Origin of the sequence: Arthrobacter sp. PvP103 (genome assembly GCF_017833075.1) — a bacterium.
Lineage (GTDB): Bacteria > Actinomycetota > Actinomycetes > Actinomycetales > Micrococcaceae > Arthrobacter.
The window spans coordinates 4,222,965-4,238,863 of record NZ_JAFIBQ010000001.1; the positions used below are offsets into that span (position 1 = coordinate 4,222,965).

Annotated in this window: 15 protein-coding genes and 5 tRNA genes; 2 read left to right on the forward strand and 18 right to left on the reverse strand. The window is 66.5% G+C overall.

The window, feature by feature from the left end:
• Positions 1-46: 46 nt before the first annotated feature.
• The 9 genes from JOE41_RS19255 to JOE41_RS19295 form a co-directional block, all read right to left on the reverse strand.
• Positions 47-2,218, reverse strand: a complete 2,172-nt coding sequence (locus tag JOE41_RS19255; protein ID WP_209753261.1) for a 3-hydroxyacyl-CoA dehydrogenase NAD-binding domain-containing protein — start codon at positions 2,216-2,218, stop codon at positions 47-49.
• Positions 2,215-3,546: an acetyl-CoA C-acyltransferase gene (locus tag JOE41_RS19260; RefSeq protein WP_374068575.1), complete on the reverse strand. Its 1,332-nt coding sequence runs from the start codon at positions 3,544-3,546 to the stop codon at positions 2,215-2,217. Before JOE41_RS19260 ends, JOE41_RS19255 begins: the two co-directional genes overlap by 4 nt.
• Positions 3,547-3,709: 163 nt before the next feature.
• Positions 3,710-5,050, reverse strand: a complete 1,341-nt coding sequence (locus JOE41_RS19265) for an HRDC domain-containing protein (protein WP_209753262.1) — start codon at positions 5,048-5,050, stop codon at positions 3,710-3,712.
• A 57-nt stretch (positions 5,051-5,107) separates the two neighbouring features.
• Positions 5,108-5,758, reverse strand: a complete 651-nt coding sequence (locus tag JOE41_RS19270; protein WP_209753263.1) for a DUF3000 domain-containing protein — start codon at positions 5,756-5,758, stop codon at positions 5,108-5,110.
• A 62-nt stretch (positions 5,759-5,820) separates the two neighbouring features.
• Positions 5,821-6,909: a low specificity L-threonine aldolase gene (locus JOE41_RS19275; protein ID WP_209753693.1), complete on the reverse strand. Its 1,089-nt coding sequence runs from the start codon at positions 6,907-6,909 to the stop codon at positions 5,821-5,823.
• 37 nt (positions 6,910-6,946) lie between these two features.
• Positions 6,947-7,651 (reverse strand): SDR family oxidoreductase, encoded by a 705-nt coding sequence (locus JOE41_RS19280; protein ID WP_011691519.1) that lies wholly within the window; start codon positions 7,649-7,651, stop codon positions 6,947-6,949.
• The gene (locus JOE41_RS19285) at positions 7,648-9,057 is read right to left on the reverse strand and encodes a DUF6421 family protein (protein ID WP_209753264.1); all 1,410 of its coding nucleotides are present in this window, start codon (positions 9,055-9,057) and stop codon (positions 7,648-7,650) included. The genes JOE41_RS19280 and JOE41_RS19285 overlap by 4 nt, the downstream gene beginning before the upstream one ends.
• Before the next feature lie 156 nt (positions 9,058-9,213).
• Complete coding sequence (msrB, locus tag JOE41_RS19290) at positions 9,214-9,699, reverse strand: peptide-methionine (R)-S-oxide reductase MsrB (RefSeq protein WP_209753265.1); 486 nt, start codon at positions 9,697-9,699, stop codon at positions 9,214-9,216.
• 14 nt (positions 9,700-9,713) lie between these two features.
• Positions 9,714-10,205, reverse strand: a complete 492-nt coding sequence (locus tag JOE41_RS19295) for a hypothetical protein (protein WP_011691522.1) — start codon at positions 10,203-10,205, stop codon at positions 9,714-9,716.
• 101 nt (positions 10,206-10,306) lie between these two features.
• Between JOE41_RS19295 and JOE41_RS19300 the strand changes: the two genes are divergently transcribed.
• Positions 10,307-11,638 (forward strand): alpha/beta hydrolase family protein, encoded by a 1,332-nt coding sequence (locus JOE41_RS19300; protein WP_374068576.1) that lies wholly within the window; start codon positions 10,307-10,309, stop codon positions 11,636-11,638.
• Here the strand turns inward: JOE41_RS19300 and ybaK are convergent.
• Genes ybaK through JOE41_RS19315 form a run of 3 tightly spaced genes read right to left on the reverse strand, consistent with a single transcriptional unit; the run spans position 11,622 to position 13,531 of the window.
• The gene (ybaK, locus tag JOE41_RS19305) at positions 11,622-12,134 is read right to left on the reverse strand and encodes a Cys-tRNA(Pro) deacylase (RefSeq protein ID WP_011691524.1); all 513 of its coding nucleotides are present in this window, start codon (positions 12,132-12,134) and stop codon (positions 11,622-11,624) included. The two genes, JOE41_RS19300 and ybaK, sit on opposite strands and share 17 nt — an antisense overlap.
• 13 nt (positions 12,135-12,147) lie before the next feature.
• On the reverse strand, positions 12,148-12,609 hold the full coding sequence (locus JOE41_RS19310) for a SufE family protein (protein ID WP_011691525.1): 462 nt from the start codon (positions 12,607-12,609) through the stop codon (positions 12,148-12,150).
• A gap of 10 nt (positions 12,610-12,619) precedes the next feature.
• Positions 12,620-13,531 (reverse strand): sulfurtransferase, encoded by a 912-nt coding sequence (locus JOE41_RS19315; protein ID WP_209753266.1) that lies wholly within the window; start codon positions 13,529-13,531, stop codon positions 12,620-12,622.
• Positions 13,532-13,748: 217 nt separating this feature from the next.
• Here JOE41_RS19315 and zapE point away from each other — a divergent pair, with 217 nt between their 5' ends.
• A complete protein-coding gene (gene zapE, locus JOE41_RS19320; protein WP_011691527.1) occupies positions 13,749-14,786 on the forward strand; it encodes a cell division protein ZapE in 1,038 nt (345 codons plus the stop codon).
• 75 nt (positions 14,787-14,861) lie between these two features.
• Here the strand turns inward: zapE and JOE41_RS19325 are convergent, their stop codons facing one another.
• From JOE41_RS19325 to JOE41_RS19350, 6 genes are all read right to left on the reverse strand, one after another.
• The gene (locus tag JOE41_RS19325; RefSeq protein WP_011691528.1) at positions 14,862-15,119 is read right to left on the reverse strand and encodes an antitoxin; all 258 of its coding nucleotides are present in this window, start codon (positions 15,117-15,119) and stop codon (positions 14,862-14,864) included.
• 172 nt (positions 15,120-15,291) lie between these two features.
• Positions 15,292-15,366 (reverse strand) — tRNA-Val (locus JOE41_RS19330).
• A gap of 38 nt (positions 15,367-15,404) precedes the next feature.
• A tRNA-Gly gene (locus tag JOE41_RS19335) sits at positions 15,405-15,477 on the reverse strand.
• 55 nt (positions 15,478-15,532) lie between these two features.
• A tRNA-Val gene (locus tag JOE41_RS19340) sits at positions 15,533-15,607 on the reverse strand.
• Positions 15,608-15,649: 42 nt separating this feature from the next.
• Positions 15,650-15,720 (reverse strand) — tRNA-Cys (locus JOE41_RS19345).
• Positions 15,721-15,766: 46 nt separating this feature from the next.
• Positions 15,767-15,839: transfer RNA gene (locus JOE41_RS19350), tRNA-Gly, on the reverse strand.
• Between the last annotated feature and the right edge of the window lie 60 nt (positions 15,840-15,899).

The following is a 15,899-nucleotide window of genomic DNA, read 5'->3' on the forward strand; positions in this document are numbered from 1 at the left end:
CCGGAGTGGTGCGGGCGGCGGCGCCGGCTGACAGCGGAGCCTGTCGCTAGGCCGCGGCCGCCGCGGAGGCGACACCCGGAGCCAGGAACCGCTTGCCGTTGACGCGCTCGGAGGCTCCCACCCGGTCCAGGTACGGGGTGATGCCGCCGAGGAACATCGGCCACCCTGCCCCGAGGATCATGCAGAGGTCGATGTCTTCCGGTCCGGCCACCACGCCCTCTTCCAGCATGAGTCCGATTTCCTCGGCCAGCGCATCCTGCGTCCGGCGCAGGACTTCCTCACCCGTCGAGGGGGACGTGCCGAAGGACAGCAGCGCCAGGGTTTCCGCCGGAATGAACGGCTTGCCGTCCGGTCCCCTGTCCGGCGCCCATATGGATGTCACGCCGTTGTCGATCAGCTTCTGCAGGTTCTGGGAAACGGTGAAGCGGTCTCCAAACGCGGCGTGCAGGGATTCCTGGACGTGCTGCGCCACCGGCAGGCCCACCATCGCGCCAAGCGTGAACGGAGTCATGGGCAGCCCCATCGGGCGCAGCGCATTGTCCGCCACCTCGGCCGGAGTCCCCTCGTCGAACGCGGCGGTCACTTCGCCCATCAGGCGCAGCAGTATGCGGTTGACTACGAACGCCGCTGCATCCTTGACCAGCACTGCGGTCTTCTTCAGGCCCTTGGCGAGCTCAAACGCGGTGGCCAGCACGGCGTCGTCGGTCTTGGGGGCGCGGACTATCTCCAGCAGCGGCATCACGGCCACCGGGTTGAAGAAGTGGAATCCCACCAGGCGTTCCGGGTGGGCCAGGTCCGCAGCCATCGCGGTGACGGACAACGAGGACGTGTTGGTGGCGAGGATGCACTCGGGGGAGACAATCGCTTCCACCTCCGCGAACACCTGCTTTTTGACGTTCAGTTCCTCGAACACGGCCTCGATGACGAAGTCCGCATCGGCAAATGCATCCTTGGAAACCGATCCGGTGACCAGCGCCTTGGTGCGGTTGGCGGCGTCGGCACTGATCCGCTTCTTAGCCAGCATTTTGTCCACTTCAGCGTGGACATAGCCCACGCCTTTGTCCACGCGGGCCTGGTCGATGTCAGTCATCACGACGGGGACCTTGAGCTGCCGGGCGAAGAGCAGGGCAAGCTGGCTGGCCATCAGGCCTGCGCCCACCACGCCTACCTTGGTCACCGGCCGGGCCAGTTTGCGGTCAGGTGCACCCGCCGGACGCTTGGAGCGCTTCTGCACGAGGTCCAGGAAGGCGTAGACCGTGGAGCGGAACTCGTCAGTCTGCATGAGGCCGGACAGGGTCTCGCACTCGAGCTCCGCCGAGTCAGACTGGCTCATGGTCCTGTTGGCCTCCATGATGTCCAGCACCTTTGCCGGCGCCGGCGACGCGTTGGACGTCTTGGACTCCACGAACCCGCGTCCGGCGGCAACGGCCGCCGCCCAGCGTTCGGCAACGGCCGGGTCGGAAGGCTCGACGGCGTTGGGCCGTTCCGGGGCTGCCTCACCCGAGATGACGCCTGCGGCCCAGGCCAGGGACTGTTCCACGAAGTCCGCGGGTTCGAAGATGGCGTCGGCAATTCCCAGGCTGAAGGCCTGCGGACCGGAGAGCGTCCGGTTGTTGCTGAGCGGATTCTCGATCATCACCTTGACCGCGTTTTCGGGTCCGATCAGCCGCGGCAGGATGTATACGCCTCCCCAGCCGGGCACCAGGCCGAGGAAGGCTTCGGGAAGTGCCAATGCGCCGGCGCCGGTGGACACCGTGCGGTAGGTGGACTGCAGGGCGATCTCCAGCCCGCCGCCCAGGGCCACACCGTTGATGAAGGCGAAGCTGGGCACTCCCAGGTTGGCCAGCGTGGCATAGACGTCATGGCCCAGCTGGGCCATCCAGAGGCCGTGGTCACGGTTGTTGAGGGACTTGACGGCGGACAGGTCCGCGCCGGCCACCAGGTAATAAGGCTTCCCGGTGACGCCGACGCCCACGATCTCGCCGCGGGCGGCACGGTCCTTGAGGCCCTCGAGGACCGTCCCCAGCTCCACGAGGGTGTTCGGGCCCAGCGTGGTGGGCTTGGAGTGGTCCAGTCCGTTGTCCAGGGTGATCAGCGCGAAGGTTCCCGGGCTGGGCCTGCCGCCGGATGCCGGCAGCTGGATGTCCTGCACATACGAATGCGTGACCGTCTCGTCGGGGAAAAGATCGGCAAGCTTACGGAAATCTGCGGCGCTCATGCTGCGGCTCCTTCAGTCTCGGTGGTGGAAGATTCTGCGGCGGCATCGTCCGCTGGTGAAGGGACGCCGCTGTTGTCTGTGTATTCCGAGTGACGCGGGTTTTCCCAGATGACGGTGGCGCCCATGCCCAGGCCGATGCACATGGTGGTCATGCCGTAGCGGACCGAGGGGTCCTCTTCGAACTGGCGCGCCAGCTGGTTCATCAGGCGTACTCCGGACGAAGCCAGGGGATGCCCGACGGCGATCGCGCCGCCATAGCGGTTGACGCGGGGATCGTCGTCGGAAATACCGAAATGGTCCAGGAAGCTCAGCACCTGGACGGCGAACGCCTCGTTGATCTCGAACAGCCCGATGTCCGCGATGCCGAGGCCTGCGTTCTTCAGTGCCTTCTCGGTGGCAGGGACCGGACCGATCCCCATGACTTCGGGTTCCACCCCGGCGAAGGCATAGCTGACCAGGCGCATCTTCACCGGCAGTCCAAGCTCGGCGGCGGCATCCGCCGAGGCCAGCAGCGCCGCCGTCGCGCCGTCGTTCAACCCGGCGGCGTTGCCGGCAGTTACCCGGCCGTGGGGGCGGAAGGGCGTGCGCAGCGAGGCGAGGTCCTCGAGCGAAGTTCCCGGCCGGGGCGGCTCATCAACAGTGTTGACCGTCCAGCCCTGTCCCGGCTTCATCGTGGCCACCGGCACCAGGTCCGGCTGGATCTGGCCTTTTCCGTAGGCAGCTGCCAGCTTGTCCTGGGACGCCACCGCGTAGGCATCCGTGCGGTCCTTGGTGATGGCCGGAAAACGGTCGTGCAGGTTTTCCGCGGTATTTCCCATGTTCAGCGCGGCGGGATCCACCAGGCGCTCGGACATAAAGCGCGGATTGGGATCGGCCCTCTCGCCCATCGGGTGGTTGCCCATGTGCTCCACCCCGCCGGCGATGACGACGTCGTAGGCGCCGAAGGCAATGCCGCTGGCAGTGGTGGTCACTGCGGTCATTGCACCGGCGCACATGCGGTCCACGGCGAATCCCGGCACGGTGCGGGGGAGTCCGGCCAGCAGGGCCGCCGTGCGGCCGATGGTAAGCCCCTGGTCGCCGGTTTGCGTAGTGGCGGCGACGGCCACCTCATCGATGCGGTCCGCGGGGAGTGAGGGGTTGCGGCGCATCAGTTCGCGGATGCACTTGACCACAAGGTCATCAGCACGGGTCCCGGCGTAGATGCCCTTCTCGCCCGCGCGCCCGAACGGGGTGCGGACTCCGTCCACAAAGACGACATCGCGGACGGCGCGGGGGATTCTGCTGCTATTTGCTCCGCTGCTGTCTTTTCCGCTGTGGGCTTGGCTCACGTGATACTCCTCATCGAGACATGGGTGCCGGACGCACGCCTATGGCAGCGGCGGTCCGGGCGGCATTGATCTCAATGTTACTCGTGAGTAACTTAGCTGGCAAGGACCCCGGCGGACTGTTTGCCCGGGGGCCGCCGGCACCAGGCGGGGAGGTCCGGGAAGCCTAGCTTCCGGTGCCGGGAGCGGCCTTGGGTTCCTTGGGTTCCTTAGGCGGCAGGGGCTGCGGATTGAGGAACGCGGCAGTAATCAGGGGAGCCGTCAGTTCGATCTGCCACGGCCGGGCACCGAGTTCACCGAGCTCCTCGGCGATCCCTTCTTCGCTGAGCTCGGCGGGCGGACGCCAGGCCACCCGACGCAGGAAATCGGGCGTGAGCAGGTTTTCGACAGGCAGGTTCAGTTCGTCGGCCTTGTCCTGCAGGAGGGGCCGGGCAGTAGCCAGGCGTTCGGCCGCAGCCGGGTCCCTGTCCGCCCAGACCCGCGGCGGCGGCGGCGCGTTGGTCGGCAGGTGCAGCGGCGGCAGCTCCTCCATTGTCCTGGCCGTTGCGATGCACCGCAGCCAGCGCGGAGCCTCGCGCTGTGCGGCCCGGCCGTGGAACCCCTTGGTGCCCAGCAGCTGCGGCACGGTGGAGGGCATGGCCTTCGCGGCCGCCACAAGGGCTGAATCTGGGATGAGCCGGCCCGGGGCAACGTCGCGCTTGCGGGCCAGGGAATCCCGTTCCAGCCACAGTTCGCGGACCGCAGCCAGCTGGCGGCGGTCCCTGATCTGGTGCAGTCCGGAGGTCTTGCGCCAGGGGTCCACGCGGGGAGGGGCGAGGCCGGCCGCGAGGATGGCGGCGAACTCCTGCTCGGCGTATTCCAGCTTCCCGTCGCCCTGGAGCAGCTCGATGAGTTCTTCGCGCAGCTCCGTGAGGACTTCTACGTCCAGGGCCGCGTACCGCAGCCATGGTTCAGGGAGCGGGCGGGTGGACCAGTCGGCGGCGGAATGTTCCTTCGCGAGGCCGAACCCGAGCAGTTGCTCGATGACTGCTGCCAGGCCCACCCTAGGCAGCCCCGCGAGCCGCGCTGCGAGCTCGGTATCGAACAGTTTGTCCGGCCACATGCCCAGTTCCGACAGGCACGGAAGGTCCTGGCTCGCTGCGTGCAGGATCCACTCGACGCCTTCCAGCGCGTCGTTGATGATCTGCAGGTCACCGAAGGGTTCAGGATCGATGAGCCACGTGCCCGAGCCCTCGCGGCGGATCTGGACCAGGAAGGCCCGTTGCCCGTAACGGAAGCCCGACGCCCGTTCCGCGTCCACCCCGGCCGGCCCCGTTCCGGCGGCTATCGCGGCGGCGCAGCGTTCCAGCCCCGCGGGAGTTTCAATGACTAGCGGTACTCCGTCGCGGGGGGAGTCGAGGTCGATGACCTCGGGGACCAGGCTGTCAAAGCCTTCCACCGTGATGTGGGGAGTAATGTCAGCAGCCGGGACGCCGGCTGTGGTGTGTTCCGGATTTTGAGGGGTCATGATGCCTTCAGTTTACCGACATCGCGCTGGAGGGCGCCCCGCCGTAGCCAGCCATGGTCAGTTGCGCCGCCTGCGGGGCAGGGCGGTGACACCCTCCGGCAGCGGAGGGAGTCCGGCGAACGTGCAGACCATGTCCGACCACGCCTCCAGGTGCGACCGGATATCCGGCCCCTCGGGGGTCCACGACGCCCGCAGTTCGATGTCGATGGAACCCGGCCGGTCGGCGAGGGTGCCGAAGCTTTCGGACAGGATCCTGGTGGCTGTTCCGCCCGCCGCACGGTAGGGGGCCCCGTGGTTTTCCAGCGCCTCGACCAGCCAGGTCCAGGCCACCGAGCCGAGCATTTCGTCGTTGCCCATCTCAGCCTCCAGCTGGGCGCGGATGTAGGTGACGATCCGGAACTCCCCGTCCCAAACAGCCGAGCCGTCTGGATCGTAGAGCAGGATGAACCTGCCGGTGGCGAGTTCCTCAGCATCGTCGTCATTGCTTCCCGTAGCGCGGACCAGGGCGGCGGAAACCGGCCCGTGCACGGCGGCGGGGGCCGGCCCCGGGACCGGACCGATGACCTCTGCTCCGAGGGCCACTGCAAAGGGCGCCAGCCGCGAGGGCGCGGGGATCTCGTCCAGATGCAGCTCACTGCGGCACCGTGCTTTTCGAAGGGATCCCAAAGCGGCAAGGAACTCCGCGGGAACCTGGGCGAGTTCGTTCACATTCGCAGGTTACGCAAAATGTGGCGCCGATCCCGGCAGGCTCGCCGCCCCGGCCGCCTCGGTCAACCGGCCGCCAGCTCCCGCTTGATGGCGGCGACGAACGACTCGACGTCCTCTTCGCTCGTGTCGAACGAGCACATCCAGCGGACTTCCCGGGCGGCTTCGTTCCAATCGTAGAAGCGGAAGGATTCCCGCAGCCGGTCCGCAACGCCTTCCGGCAGGATGGCGAACACTCCGTTGGATTCCGTCTTCTGGGTGGGTTCCACGCCGTCGATCCCGTCGACTGCGGCACGCAGCCGGGCAGCCATCGCGTTGGCGTGCCTGGCCGAGCGCAGCCACAGGTCGCCCTCAAGCAGGGCGATGAACTGGGCGGACATGAACCTCATTTTGGAAGCCAGCTGCATGTTCATCTTGCGGAGGTAGACCAACCCCTGTGCGGCGCCGGGGTTCAGCGCCACCACCACCTCGCCGAACAGCAGCCCGTTCTTGGTGCCGCCGAAGGAGAGGATGTCCACTCCGGCGTCGCGGGTGAACGTCCGCAGCGGCACGTCGAGGTGGGCTGCGGCGTTGGCCAGCCGGGCACCGTCCATGTGGAGCTTCATGCCCTTCGCATGGACGTGGTCGGCTATGGCGCGCACCTCCTCGGGCGTGTAGCAGGTGCCCAGTTCGGTGGTCTGGGTGATGGACACGGCCAGGGGCTGGGCCCGGTGCTCGTCGCCCCAGCCCCAGGCCTCCCTGTCGATCAGCTCAGGAGTGAGCTTGCCGTCGGTGGTGGGGACCTGGAGCAGCTTGATGCCGCCGATCCGCTCGGGGGCGCCGTTTTCATCCATGTTGATGTGCGCCGTCGAAGCGCAGATGACGGCGCCCCAGCGGGGGAGCAGGGACTGGAGCGAGAGGACGTTGGCCCCCGTTCCGTTGAAGACGGGGAAGCACTCGATGCCCGCGCCGAAGTGCTCCTCCAGGAGGACCTGCAGCCGTGCCGTGTAGTCGTCTTCGCCGTAGGAGACCTGGTGGCCCTCGTTGGCGGCTGCCAGTGCCGCCAGGACTTCCGGGTGGACGCCCGAATAGTTGTCGGAGGCGAAACCCCGCACGGCAGGGTCATGGAGCCGGCCCGCGGTGGCGGCAGGGGCAGTTTCAACTGTGGTTGTCATCGCTTTGGTCACGCTTTCAGTCTAGGGATGTGCGCCGCTATCGGCTAAGGACCAGCCGCCGGCCGTTCAGTTCCGCTGCGGGAGCGGTGAAAAGTCCGACGGCGGCAGCGGCCAGGTCGGTAACATCGGTAAAGCCGGGGAAGTTGCGGGACGGGGACCGTTCGCGCATCGCATCATCCACGAGTCCCTTCACCACGAAGATGACCGCGGCGCTGTGCGTCCCCCCGCTGAAGCCCTGGGCAACCGCAAGGGTCCATGCTTCGGCGGCAGCCTTTGCCGCAACGTAGCTTGCGCCCGCCGCCGTCGGGGTTCCAGCAGCAGCGGAGGTCACCATGGCGAAACGGCCGGTTTCCGAGGCCGCGAGGTCGTCGTAGAACACCCGCGTAACGTTCCGCAGTGTGGTGACGGCTGACCGCTCCAGGAAATCCCAGTCCTCGTCGCTCTGGTCCGTGATGCCCTTGGCGCCCCGCCAGCCGCCCACCAGGTGGATGACGCCGTCCACCCTTCCGGCGGTGCCGGAGATGGTGGCGTGCAGCGCCCGGACGTCGGGCAGGCTGGCGAGGTCGCAGGCCAGGGGAGTGACGCCGTCGCCCGCTTCCGCGGCGGCAGCCTCGATCCGGGGACCGTCCGAACCGACCAAAAAGACAGTATGGCCGGCTTCGCGCAGCGCTCGTGCGGTGGCGATCCCGGCCGGACCGCTGCCGCCGGTGACCACCACGTTCAGGGGGTGTCCGCCACTCATCCGGCGTTCAGGGCCCGCGTGTCGCCGGCGGCGCCGCTGCCGGTGTCTGATGATCCGGTGATGCCGGCAGTGGACTCGATGACAGGACGCATCTTCTTCTCAAGTGCTTCGTAGAACATGGACAGGGGGAATTCGTCGTCGAGCACCTGGTCGGTGAGGCCGCGCGGCGGTCCGGCCAGCGGCAGCGCGCCCGGGCCCTTGGCCCAGACTGACGCCGGGTTCGGGGTGACGGTCCCGGAGATCAGTTCGTACGCGGCCAGCCAGTGGGCCATTTTCGGGCGGTCGATGGAGCGCCAGTACAGCTCCTCGATCCTGGCGCCGAGCTCCACCACGACGTCGGCGACCTCGGCCCAGTCAATGCTGAGCTTGCTGTCGGTCCAGTGCAGGACGCGGTGCTGGTGCATCCAGGCGAAGAGCAACTGGCCGCCGAGGCCGTCGTAATTACGGACCCGGCTGCCGGTGATGGCGAAGCGGAAGATCCGGTCGAAGATGACGGCATATTGAACAAGCTTGGCGTGCCGGCGCGCTTCGGGGTCAGCCTCTTCGTCCTTTTCGATCTTCACGGATTCGCGGAAGGCCGTCAGGTCACAGCGGAGTTCCTCCAGTGAGTACAGGAAGTACGGCATGCGCTGTTTGATCATGAACGGATCGAAGGGAAGGTCGCCGCGCATGTGGGTGCGGTCATGGATCAGGTCCCACATCACGAACGTTTCCTGGGTGAGTTCCTGGTTCTCCAGGAATTCCGCCGCCTCTGCCGGGAGCTCCAGCCGGGTGATGTCGGCCGCGGCTGCGAGGACGCGGCGGAAACGGGCTGCTTCCCGGTCCGCGAAGATGGCACCCCAGGTGAACGTCGGGGTTTCCCGGACGGCGACTGTTTCCGGGAACAGCACCGCGGAGTTGGTGTCGTAGCCGGGCGTGAAGTCAAGGAACCGGATCGGGACGAAGAGCTTGTTGGAGTACTCGCCGTCCTCGAGGCCGGCAATGAACTCCGGCCAGATGACCTCGATCAGGACCGCCTCCACGAGGCGGCTGCTGCTGCCGTTCTGGGTGTACATCGGGAAGACCACCAGGTGCTGCAACCCGTTGATGCGGTGCTGCTGCGGCTGGAAGGCCAGCAGTGAGTCCAGGAAATCCGGCACGCCGAAGCCGCCGGCGGCCCACCGGCCGAAGTCGCTGACCAGCAGTTCGAGGTACCGGGCGTCGTGCGGAAACGCCGGGGCCAGTGCTTCCACAGCCGCGCAGAGGGTGCTGACGTGCGCGGCAGCCGCTTCATGGTTGGCGGTATCCGGGACGGACCCGTCCTGGACCTGGAGCGCCTGGAGTGCCGTGGCAGCGGCCTTCAGACGCAGCCACTCCGGGTGGTTTTCGGTGAGCCGGGCAGGGGCGGTGAGAGCGGTCGTAGTCATCGCGGCGATCGCCTTTCTGGTTGCTTGGAGCTTCTACGGCGAGCGTAGCAAGCAAACAGATCTGCTAATGCAAAATCAGCCTGAGCATAAGAAAGACTTGTGCAACTGCTTCAGCAGCCCTGCCCCAGCCCTAGCGGGCGCAGGGCTGCCGCTCATCTACCTGGCGTCGTCCGCCTTAACCAGCGTCAGGGAGACGGAGTTGATGCAGAAGCGCTGGTCAGTGGGCGTGCCGTAGCCTTCGCCCTCGAAAACGTGGCCCAGGTGCGAATCGCAGCTCGCGCAGCGGACCTCCACGCGGTCCATGCCCATGGTGCGGTCATGGATGTAGCGGACGGTGCCGTCCGCCAGCGGTGCCCAGAACGAGGGCCAACCGCAATGCGAATCGAACTTTTCATTGCTGGTGAACAGTTCCGTACCGCAGGCGCGGCATTTGTAGACACCGGCGGTGTGGGTGTCCCAGTACTCGCCGGTGTAGGGCCGCTCGGTGCCAGCCTGACGGAGCACCCGGTACTCCTCCGGCGTCAGCTCCTGCCGCCATTCCTCGTCGGTCTTTTCAACCCGCGGAGTGGCATGTTCCGCAGCGGCGGCCTCCGGCTGGACCTGGACGGGCGATACTTTCGGCTTGTTGCTAAAGATGCTCATGGATTCAACAACGCTCAGGAGTCCCCGATAAATCCCGAGCCGGCGTACAGGTGTAGCACCGGCAGCCCCAGCTGGTCCTGGGCCTTGTTGGCCCAGTCGGTGTGGAGCGTGTCGGCAATGGCGTGCGGGCGCGTGATGACGACGGCCTGGCCGGCACCGACTTCCTTGACCTTGGCCACCAGTCCCTGCACGGCACCGCCGTCCACCACCTCGCCGGTGATTCCGCCGCCGATTCCTGCCAGTGCGTTGAGCGATACCGCAAGGGTTTCCGCGGCGGCAGCGCGCTCGGTTGCAGGATCCGGGGCGTGGGAGGTCAGTTCGCGGAAGGCCTTCGCGACGTCCAGGAGGGACAGGTTTTCGAGGAAGTCCACCAGGAGGTGCCGTTCCGTGTTGGCCGGGACCAGCACGACGAGGGGCGCGTCACCCCCGTCCACCAGGCGTTCGATGTTTACGCGGTCGTCCGCACCCAGCGGCTCTTCTGTCAGAATGACGATTGGATCGCTCATGCCCCCAGCCTAGTCCCGGCCCGGGGGTTCCCGCACGCTGTCCCTTCGCTGATGGCGTGCCCGAATATGTCCCGAGGGCCGCCAGCAGTAAGAATGGATCCATGGCATCCATCCCGGGGCTGCGCCCGGCCACCCCAGCGAATCCGCCCCCTGCCCTGGACAGGGTCCGAACCGCCGCCGGCGACGGCATGTCTTCCAGCGCGAAGTGGGCCGTGGGCGGAGTCATCGCGGGAGGTGCGGCTGCGGGTCTGCTGGGCGCCGGATCCTCTGCCCTTGCCCTCTATTTCGCCCGCCGCGTCATAACGCCGGTGCGGGTCCGGGACGAGAACCAGGAGGTGCTGGCCGTTATCCGTGCCGGGGACGGCCTCCAGGTCATCCTTGCCGCCACCGACGACGCCACCGTGGAAGGCGTGTACGGCTTCTTCTTCGACGGCGGCCGCGGGCACGCCCGGATCGGCAGGATCGTTTCCTACTCACCTGCGGAACGCACCGTGCTGCGCGAGGTCGAGGCCGTCTATGCCGGCGATCTCACCACGGCCCGCCGTGGCTACTGGAGCGGCGCCGCCTATCCGGATGCCGCGTCCATCGGGCTGTCGGCCGAGGACGTGGAAGTCGACGTCGAGGGAGGGACTGCGCCCGCCTGGCTGGTGCGCGCGGCGGCACCGTCGGACGTCTGGGCCATCATGGTCCACGGCCGCGGCGCCAGCCGGCAGGAGTGCCTGCGCGCCCTGCGCCCGGCCCGGGAGCTCGGCCTGACCAGCCTGGTGATCTCCTACCGCAACGACGGGCTGGCGCCCTCGGCCCCCGACGGGCGGTACGGCCTCGGTTCCACCGAATGGCGCGACGTCGAGGCAGCCATCAGTTTTGCCATAGCCAGCGGCGCCAGGGAAGTGGTGCTGTTCGGCTGGTCCATGGGCGGGGCGATCTGCCTGCAGACGGCGGACCTTTCACGGCACCACAACCTGATCCGGGCCATGGTGCTTGACGCTCCGGTGGTGGACTGGGTGAACGTGCTGGCGCACCATGCGCAGCTGAACCGGATCCCCTCTGCCGTGGGACGCTACGGACAGCTGATGATGGGCCACCCGCTGGGCAGGCGCCTGACCGGGCTGGCGGCACCGGTGGACCTGAAATCGATGGACTGGGTCTCCCGCGCCGTGGAACTCAGAACGCCCACGCTGATCCTGCACAGCGTCGACGACGAATATGTACCCTACGGACCCTCTGCCGGCATCGCAGAGAAGAACCCTGAGATGGTCACCTTCGAGACCTTCCAGACAGCCCGGCACACCAAGGAATGGAATGTCGATCCGGAGCGCTGGGAAGGCTTGGTCACCGCCTGGCTCCGCCGGCAGCTGGCGCCGCGCGCCAATCCCGGCGCCCGCACCCGGGGCCCCGACCCCGCCCGGCCCGACGTTAACGGTCCGGAGTAGCTTTCGGCCCGGTTCCGATGCGGGCGGTAATGGCGCCGGTCAGCTTCACCAGGTGGTCCGGGTGCAGTTCGATGTCCAGGCCGCGCCGGCCGCCGGACACCAGGATGCTCTCCTGCCCCAGGGCGCTGTCATCCAGGACAGTGGGGGAGGGCTGGCGCTGCCCCAGCGGTGATATTCCGCCCAGGACGTACCCGGTCCTCCGCTGGGCGGTGGCCGGATCCGCCATGGCGGCCTTCTTGCCGCCCAGGGCAGCGGCAATTGCCTTCAGGTCGAGGTTTCCGTGCACGGGAACTATCCCCACCGCGAGCCGGCCGTCCACGTCCACCATCAGCGTCTTGAAGACCCTGGCGGGATCCACGCCCAAAACTTCGGCGGCTTCCATGCCATAGCTGGCAGCCGAGGGGTCGTGGCTGTACGGATGCAGCACGAAGGGAACGCCGGCAGCAGCGAGTGCTGCTGTTGCCGGCGTTCCCTGGGAAACCTGCTTGCGCGCCACGCCGTGCCTGGGCCTAGGCCGTCGGAGCGGCTGTCGCAGCGACCTTGCGCTTGATGCGTCCCAGCATGGCCGTCATTCCCCGCATGCGCAGGGGAGTGATGGCACGGGTGAGCCCCAGGAGCTCCGGCATGTCGTCCGGAACTGCGAGGATCTCCGGTGCCGTGAGGCCGTCGAGCCCCTCGTGCAGGACACCTGCAAACCCACGGGTCGTGGGTGCCTCTGGCGGCGCCTTGAAGTACAGCCGCACGCTGTCCGGCGAACCGGCGTCGTTCTTTTCCGTCTCAATGGTCAGGAACAGCGGCGACTGGCACTCCACTACCTGTTCCAGCAGTTCCGGATGGTCCTTCAACCGGTCCGGCAATTCGGGAAGCCCTTGCGAGAACTCCAGCAGCAGTTGCAGCCGCTCGGGTTCGGTCAGGGCCTGGAAGTCGTCAACTATTTCCGCAAGGGTGGCGGGAAGGGCGTGGGTATTCATCAAGCCCAGTTTACGCCGGTACCGTTCCGCGCTCGGTTCCCCTGGCGATGGGCACCCGGACAGCGTTGCCCCACTCGGTCCAGGAACCGTCGTAGTTGCGGACGGTGTCGAAGCCCAGCAGGTATTTCAGGGCGAACCACGTGTGGCTGGAGCGCTCGCCGATGCGGCAGTACGCCACCACGTCGTCGCCCTCCGTGAGTCCTGCCTCGCCGAGGTAGAGTGCCTCGAGTTCAGCGCGGTTGCGGTACGTGCCGTCCTCGGCCGCCGCGCGTGCCCAGGGGATGGAGGCCGCGGTGGGGATGTGGCCGCCGCGCAGGGCGCCTTCCTCCGGGTAGGCCGGCATGTGGGTGCGCTGGCCGGTGTATTCCTCGGTGGAGCGGACGTCGATCAGCGGCTTGCCGAAGTGGGCCAGCACATCCTCCTTGAAGGCGCGGATGGGGGCGTCATTGCGCTCGACCTCAGGGTATTCGGCCGGTGCGGGGACAGTGGCATCCGTGGTGAGTGCACGGCCCTCGGCGATCCACTTGTCGCGGCCGCCGTCGAGGAGCCTGACGTCCTCGTGGCCGAAGAGCGTGAAGACCCACAGTGCGTAGGCAGCCCACCAGTTGGACTTGTCGCCGTAGATCACCACGGTGCTGTCCCGGGAAATGCCCTTGGCCGAGGCCAGTGCGGCAAACGCCTTGCCGTCGACGTAGTCGCGGGTGACCTCGTCGTTCAGGTCGGTGTGCCAGTCGATCTTGACGGCCCCCGGGATGTGGCCGGTTTCGTAGAGCAGGACGTCTTCATCAGACTCCACCACCACGAGCTTGCCGTCGGCCAGGGCGCCGCCGTCGAGCGCTGCCGCCAGCCACTCGGTGGACACGAGGCGCTCCGGGTGCGCGTACGCTGCGAACTTTTCGTTCTCTTCAACTGGGTAGGACATGTGGATGGCCTTTCACTGAAATGGTCATGGGGCCCGCTGCCGGGAGGCGTCGCTGCGGCCGGGCCAGTTCCAACACTAACCACGCCCCGCCGCTAATGGGCCACTGCGTTCACAGAGGGAAATATGGCCTTGGTCACGTGGGCTCGCCGCGTTATGAGGCCGGTGCTGCATTGCCGGTATCCTTTCTGGGGACACGAGACCAGCAGAACGGACCACCTTGGTACAGATCGAACAGCTCTCCGCGCGGACACCGTCGGTTTCCGTGGATGAACTCCTCAAGGGTTTCTATCCCTCCCCGCGGTTCGGAGAGGTTTCCTTTGCCAGCTACCGGCCCGATCTTTCGCAGCCGAGCCAGGCCGCTGCGGTGACGGCCCTGGAATCCTTCGCAACCGGCGTCGGCGCCAATGGAAACTCCGGACTTTTCAAAAAACTGTTTGCAAAGAAGGACACCTCCCGCGCCGGCATCTACCTGGACGGTGGCTTCGGCGTGGGCAAGACGCACCTGCTGGCGTCGCTCTGGCATGCGTCACCCGGGCCGAAGGCTTTTGGCACCTTCGTTGAATACACCAATCTGGTTGGCGCACTCTCGTTCCGTAAGACTGTTGAAGCGCTGAGCAATTACAAGCTCGTGTGCATCGACGAATTCGAACTCGACGATCCGGGCGACACAGTCCTGATGTCACGGCTCATGCGGGAACTGGCCGACGCCGGGGTCAAGCTCGCCGCCACGTCCAACACCCTGCCCGGTTCCCTTGGGGACGGGAGGTTCGCTGCCGTCGACTTCCAGCGTGAGATCCAGGTTCTGGCAGATCAGTTCGACGTCGTCAGGATCGACGGCGAGGACTTCCGCCACCGCGGACTCCCGGCGGCGCCGGCGCCGTTGAAGAACGAAGACCTGACGCACCACATGCAGGCCGAATTCCATGGCAAGACCGTGGCGCGGGATGATTTCAAGACCCTTATCAACCACCTCGCCGGCGTCCACCCCAGCCGGTACCGGCAACTCCTGGCCGGCATCGAGGGCGTTGTGTGGCGTGATGTGGAAACCATCACGGAACAGGCTGTCGCCCTCCGCTTCGTGGTGCTGGCGGACCGGCTGTATGACAAGGACGTGCCCATCCTGGCCAGCGGGGTCCCGTTCGATCAGCTTTTCACCGAAGAGATGATGACCGGAGGCTACACCAAGAAGTACTACCGCGCGGTGTCCCGACTCACGGCGCTGGCACGCGAAGGCCAGAACCACGAACCGTCCTAGCCTTTAAACGCCAAAGGTGCCGGCGCCGCCTCACGGCGGGACCGGCACCTCGCTGACGTTCCTGGGTTAGAGGCCCTACGGCCGGGGTTCCCCGGCTACAGGGGGCTCTCCGGCGACGGGAGGTTCTTCGACCGGAGCCGGGTGCGGCTTCGGGTCGACCTTGTCCACGAGGCCGGCTGCGCCTTTCTGGACGGTATCGATCTTGTCGGCGTACTTTCCGCCGGTCTTTGAGTCGATGAAATCACCGGCTTTGCCGATGCCGTCCTTGATGGCCTGTTCATTGCCACCAACCAGTCGCTGAGCCTTGCCCTTTAGATCGTCAAGAATACCCACGGGCACCTCCCTTCTGTCGCGGAGCCAGATCGCTCCTCCGCTTCCGATCCTATCCGGAGTCCCTGAACGTGCCAAGGGCGCGCGCCGCGACTTGTCTAGGGTCCAGGGGCCCTATTTCGCCGATGTCGGCCGGATCCGGGCAACAAAAAAGCAGCTCCGGAGAGCTGCTTCGTGGTGGGCGATACTGGGATCGAACCAGTGACCTCTTCCGTGTCAGGGAAGCGCGCTACCGCTGCGCCAATCGCCCGCAACCGGAAGGATCCGGAGTGGAATTGTAGAAAAGAGAGCGGACGACGAGATTCGAACTCGCGACATCCACCTTGGCAAGGTGGTGCTCTACCAGCTGAGCTACGTCCGCATTCAGTACACGCCAGCCGGGCCGGTGGTACTTCGACAAGCAAGTTACCTTGCTCTGGTGGGCGATACTGGGATCGAACCAGTGACCTCTTCCGTGTCAGGGAAGCGCGCTACCGCTGCGCCAATCGCCCAAATTGTTCTCCGGAATACACCGGATACCAAGGTTTTCACCGAGGTGGGTACGGGATTCGAACCCGTGTATACGGCTTTGCAGGCCGCTGCCTCGCCTCTCGGCCAACCCACCGTGTAAGCCAGGTTCCGAAAAACCTTTGCCATGACAGTGTCCTGCGAGCGGACGACGAGATTCGAACTCGCGACATCCACCTTGGCAAGGTGGTGCTCTACCAGCTGAGCTACGTCCGCATATTGTCAGCATTTCCGTGCCGCATTCGGCATTTCCTCGCGTTCCAACGAGTAAGAACT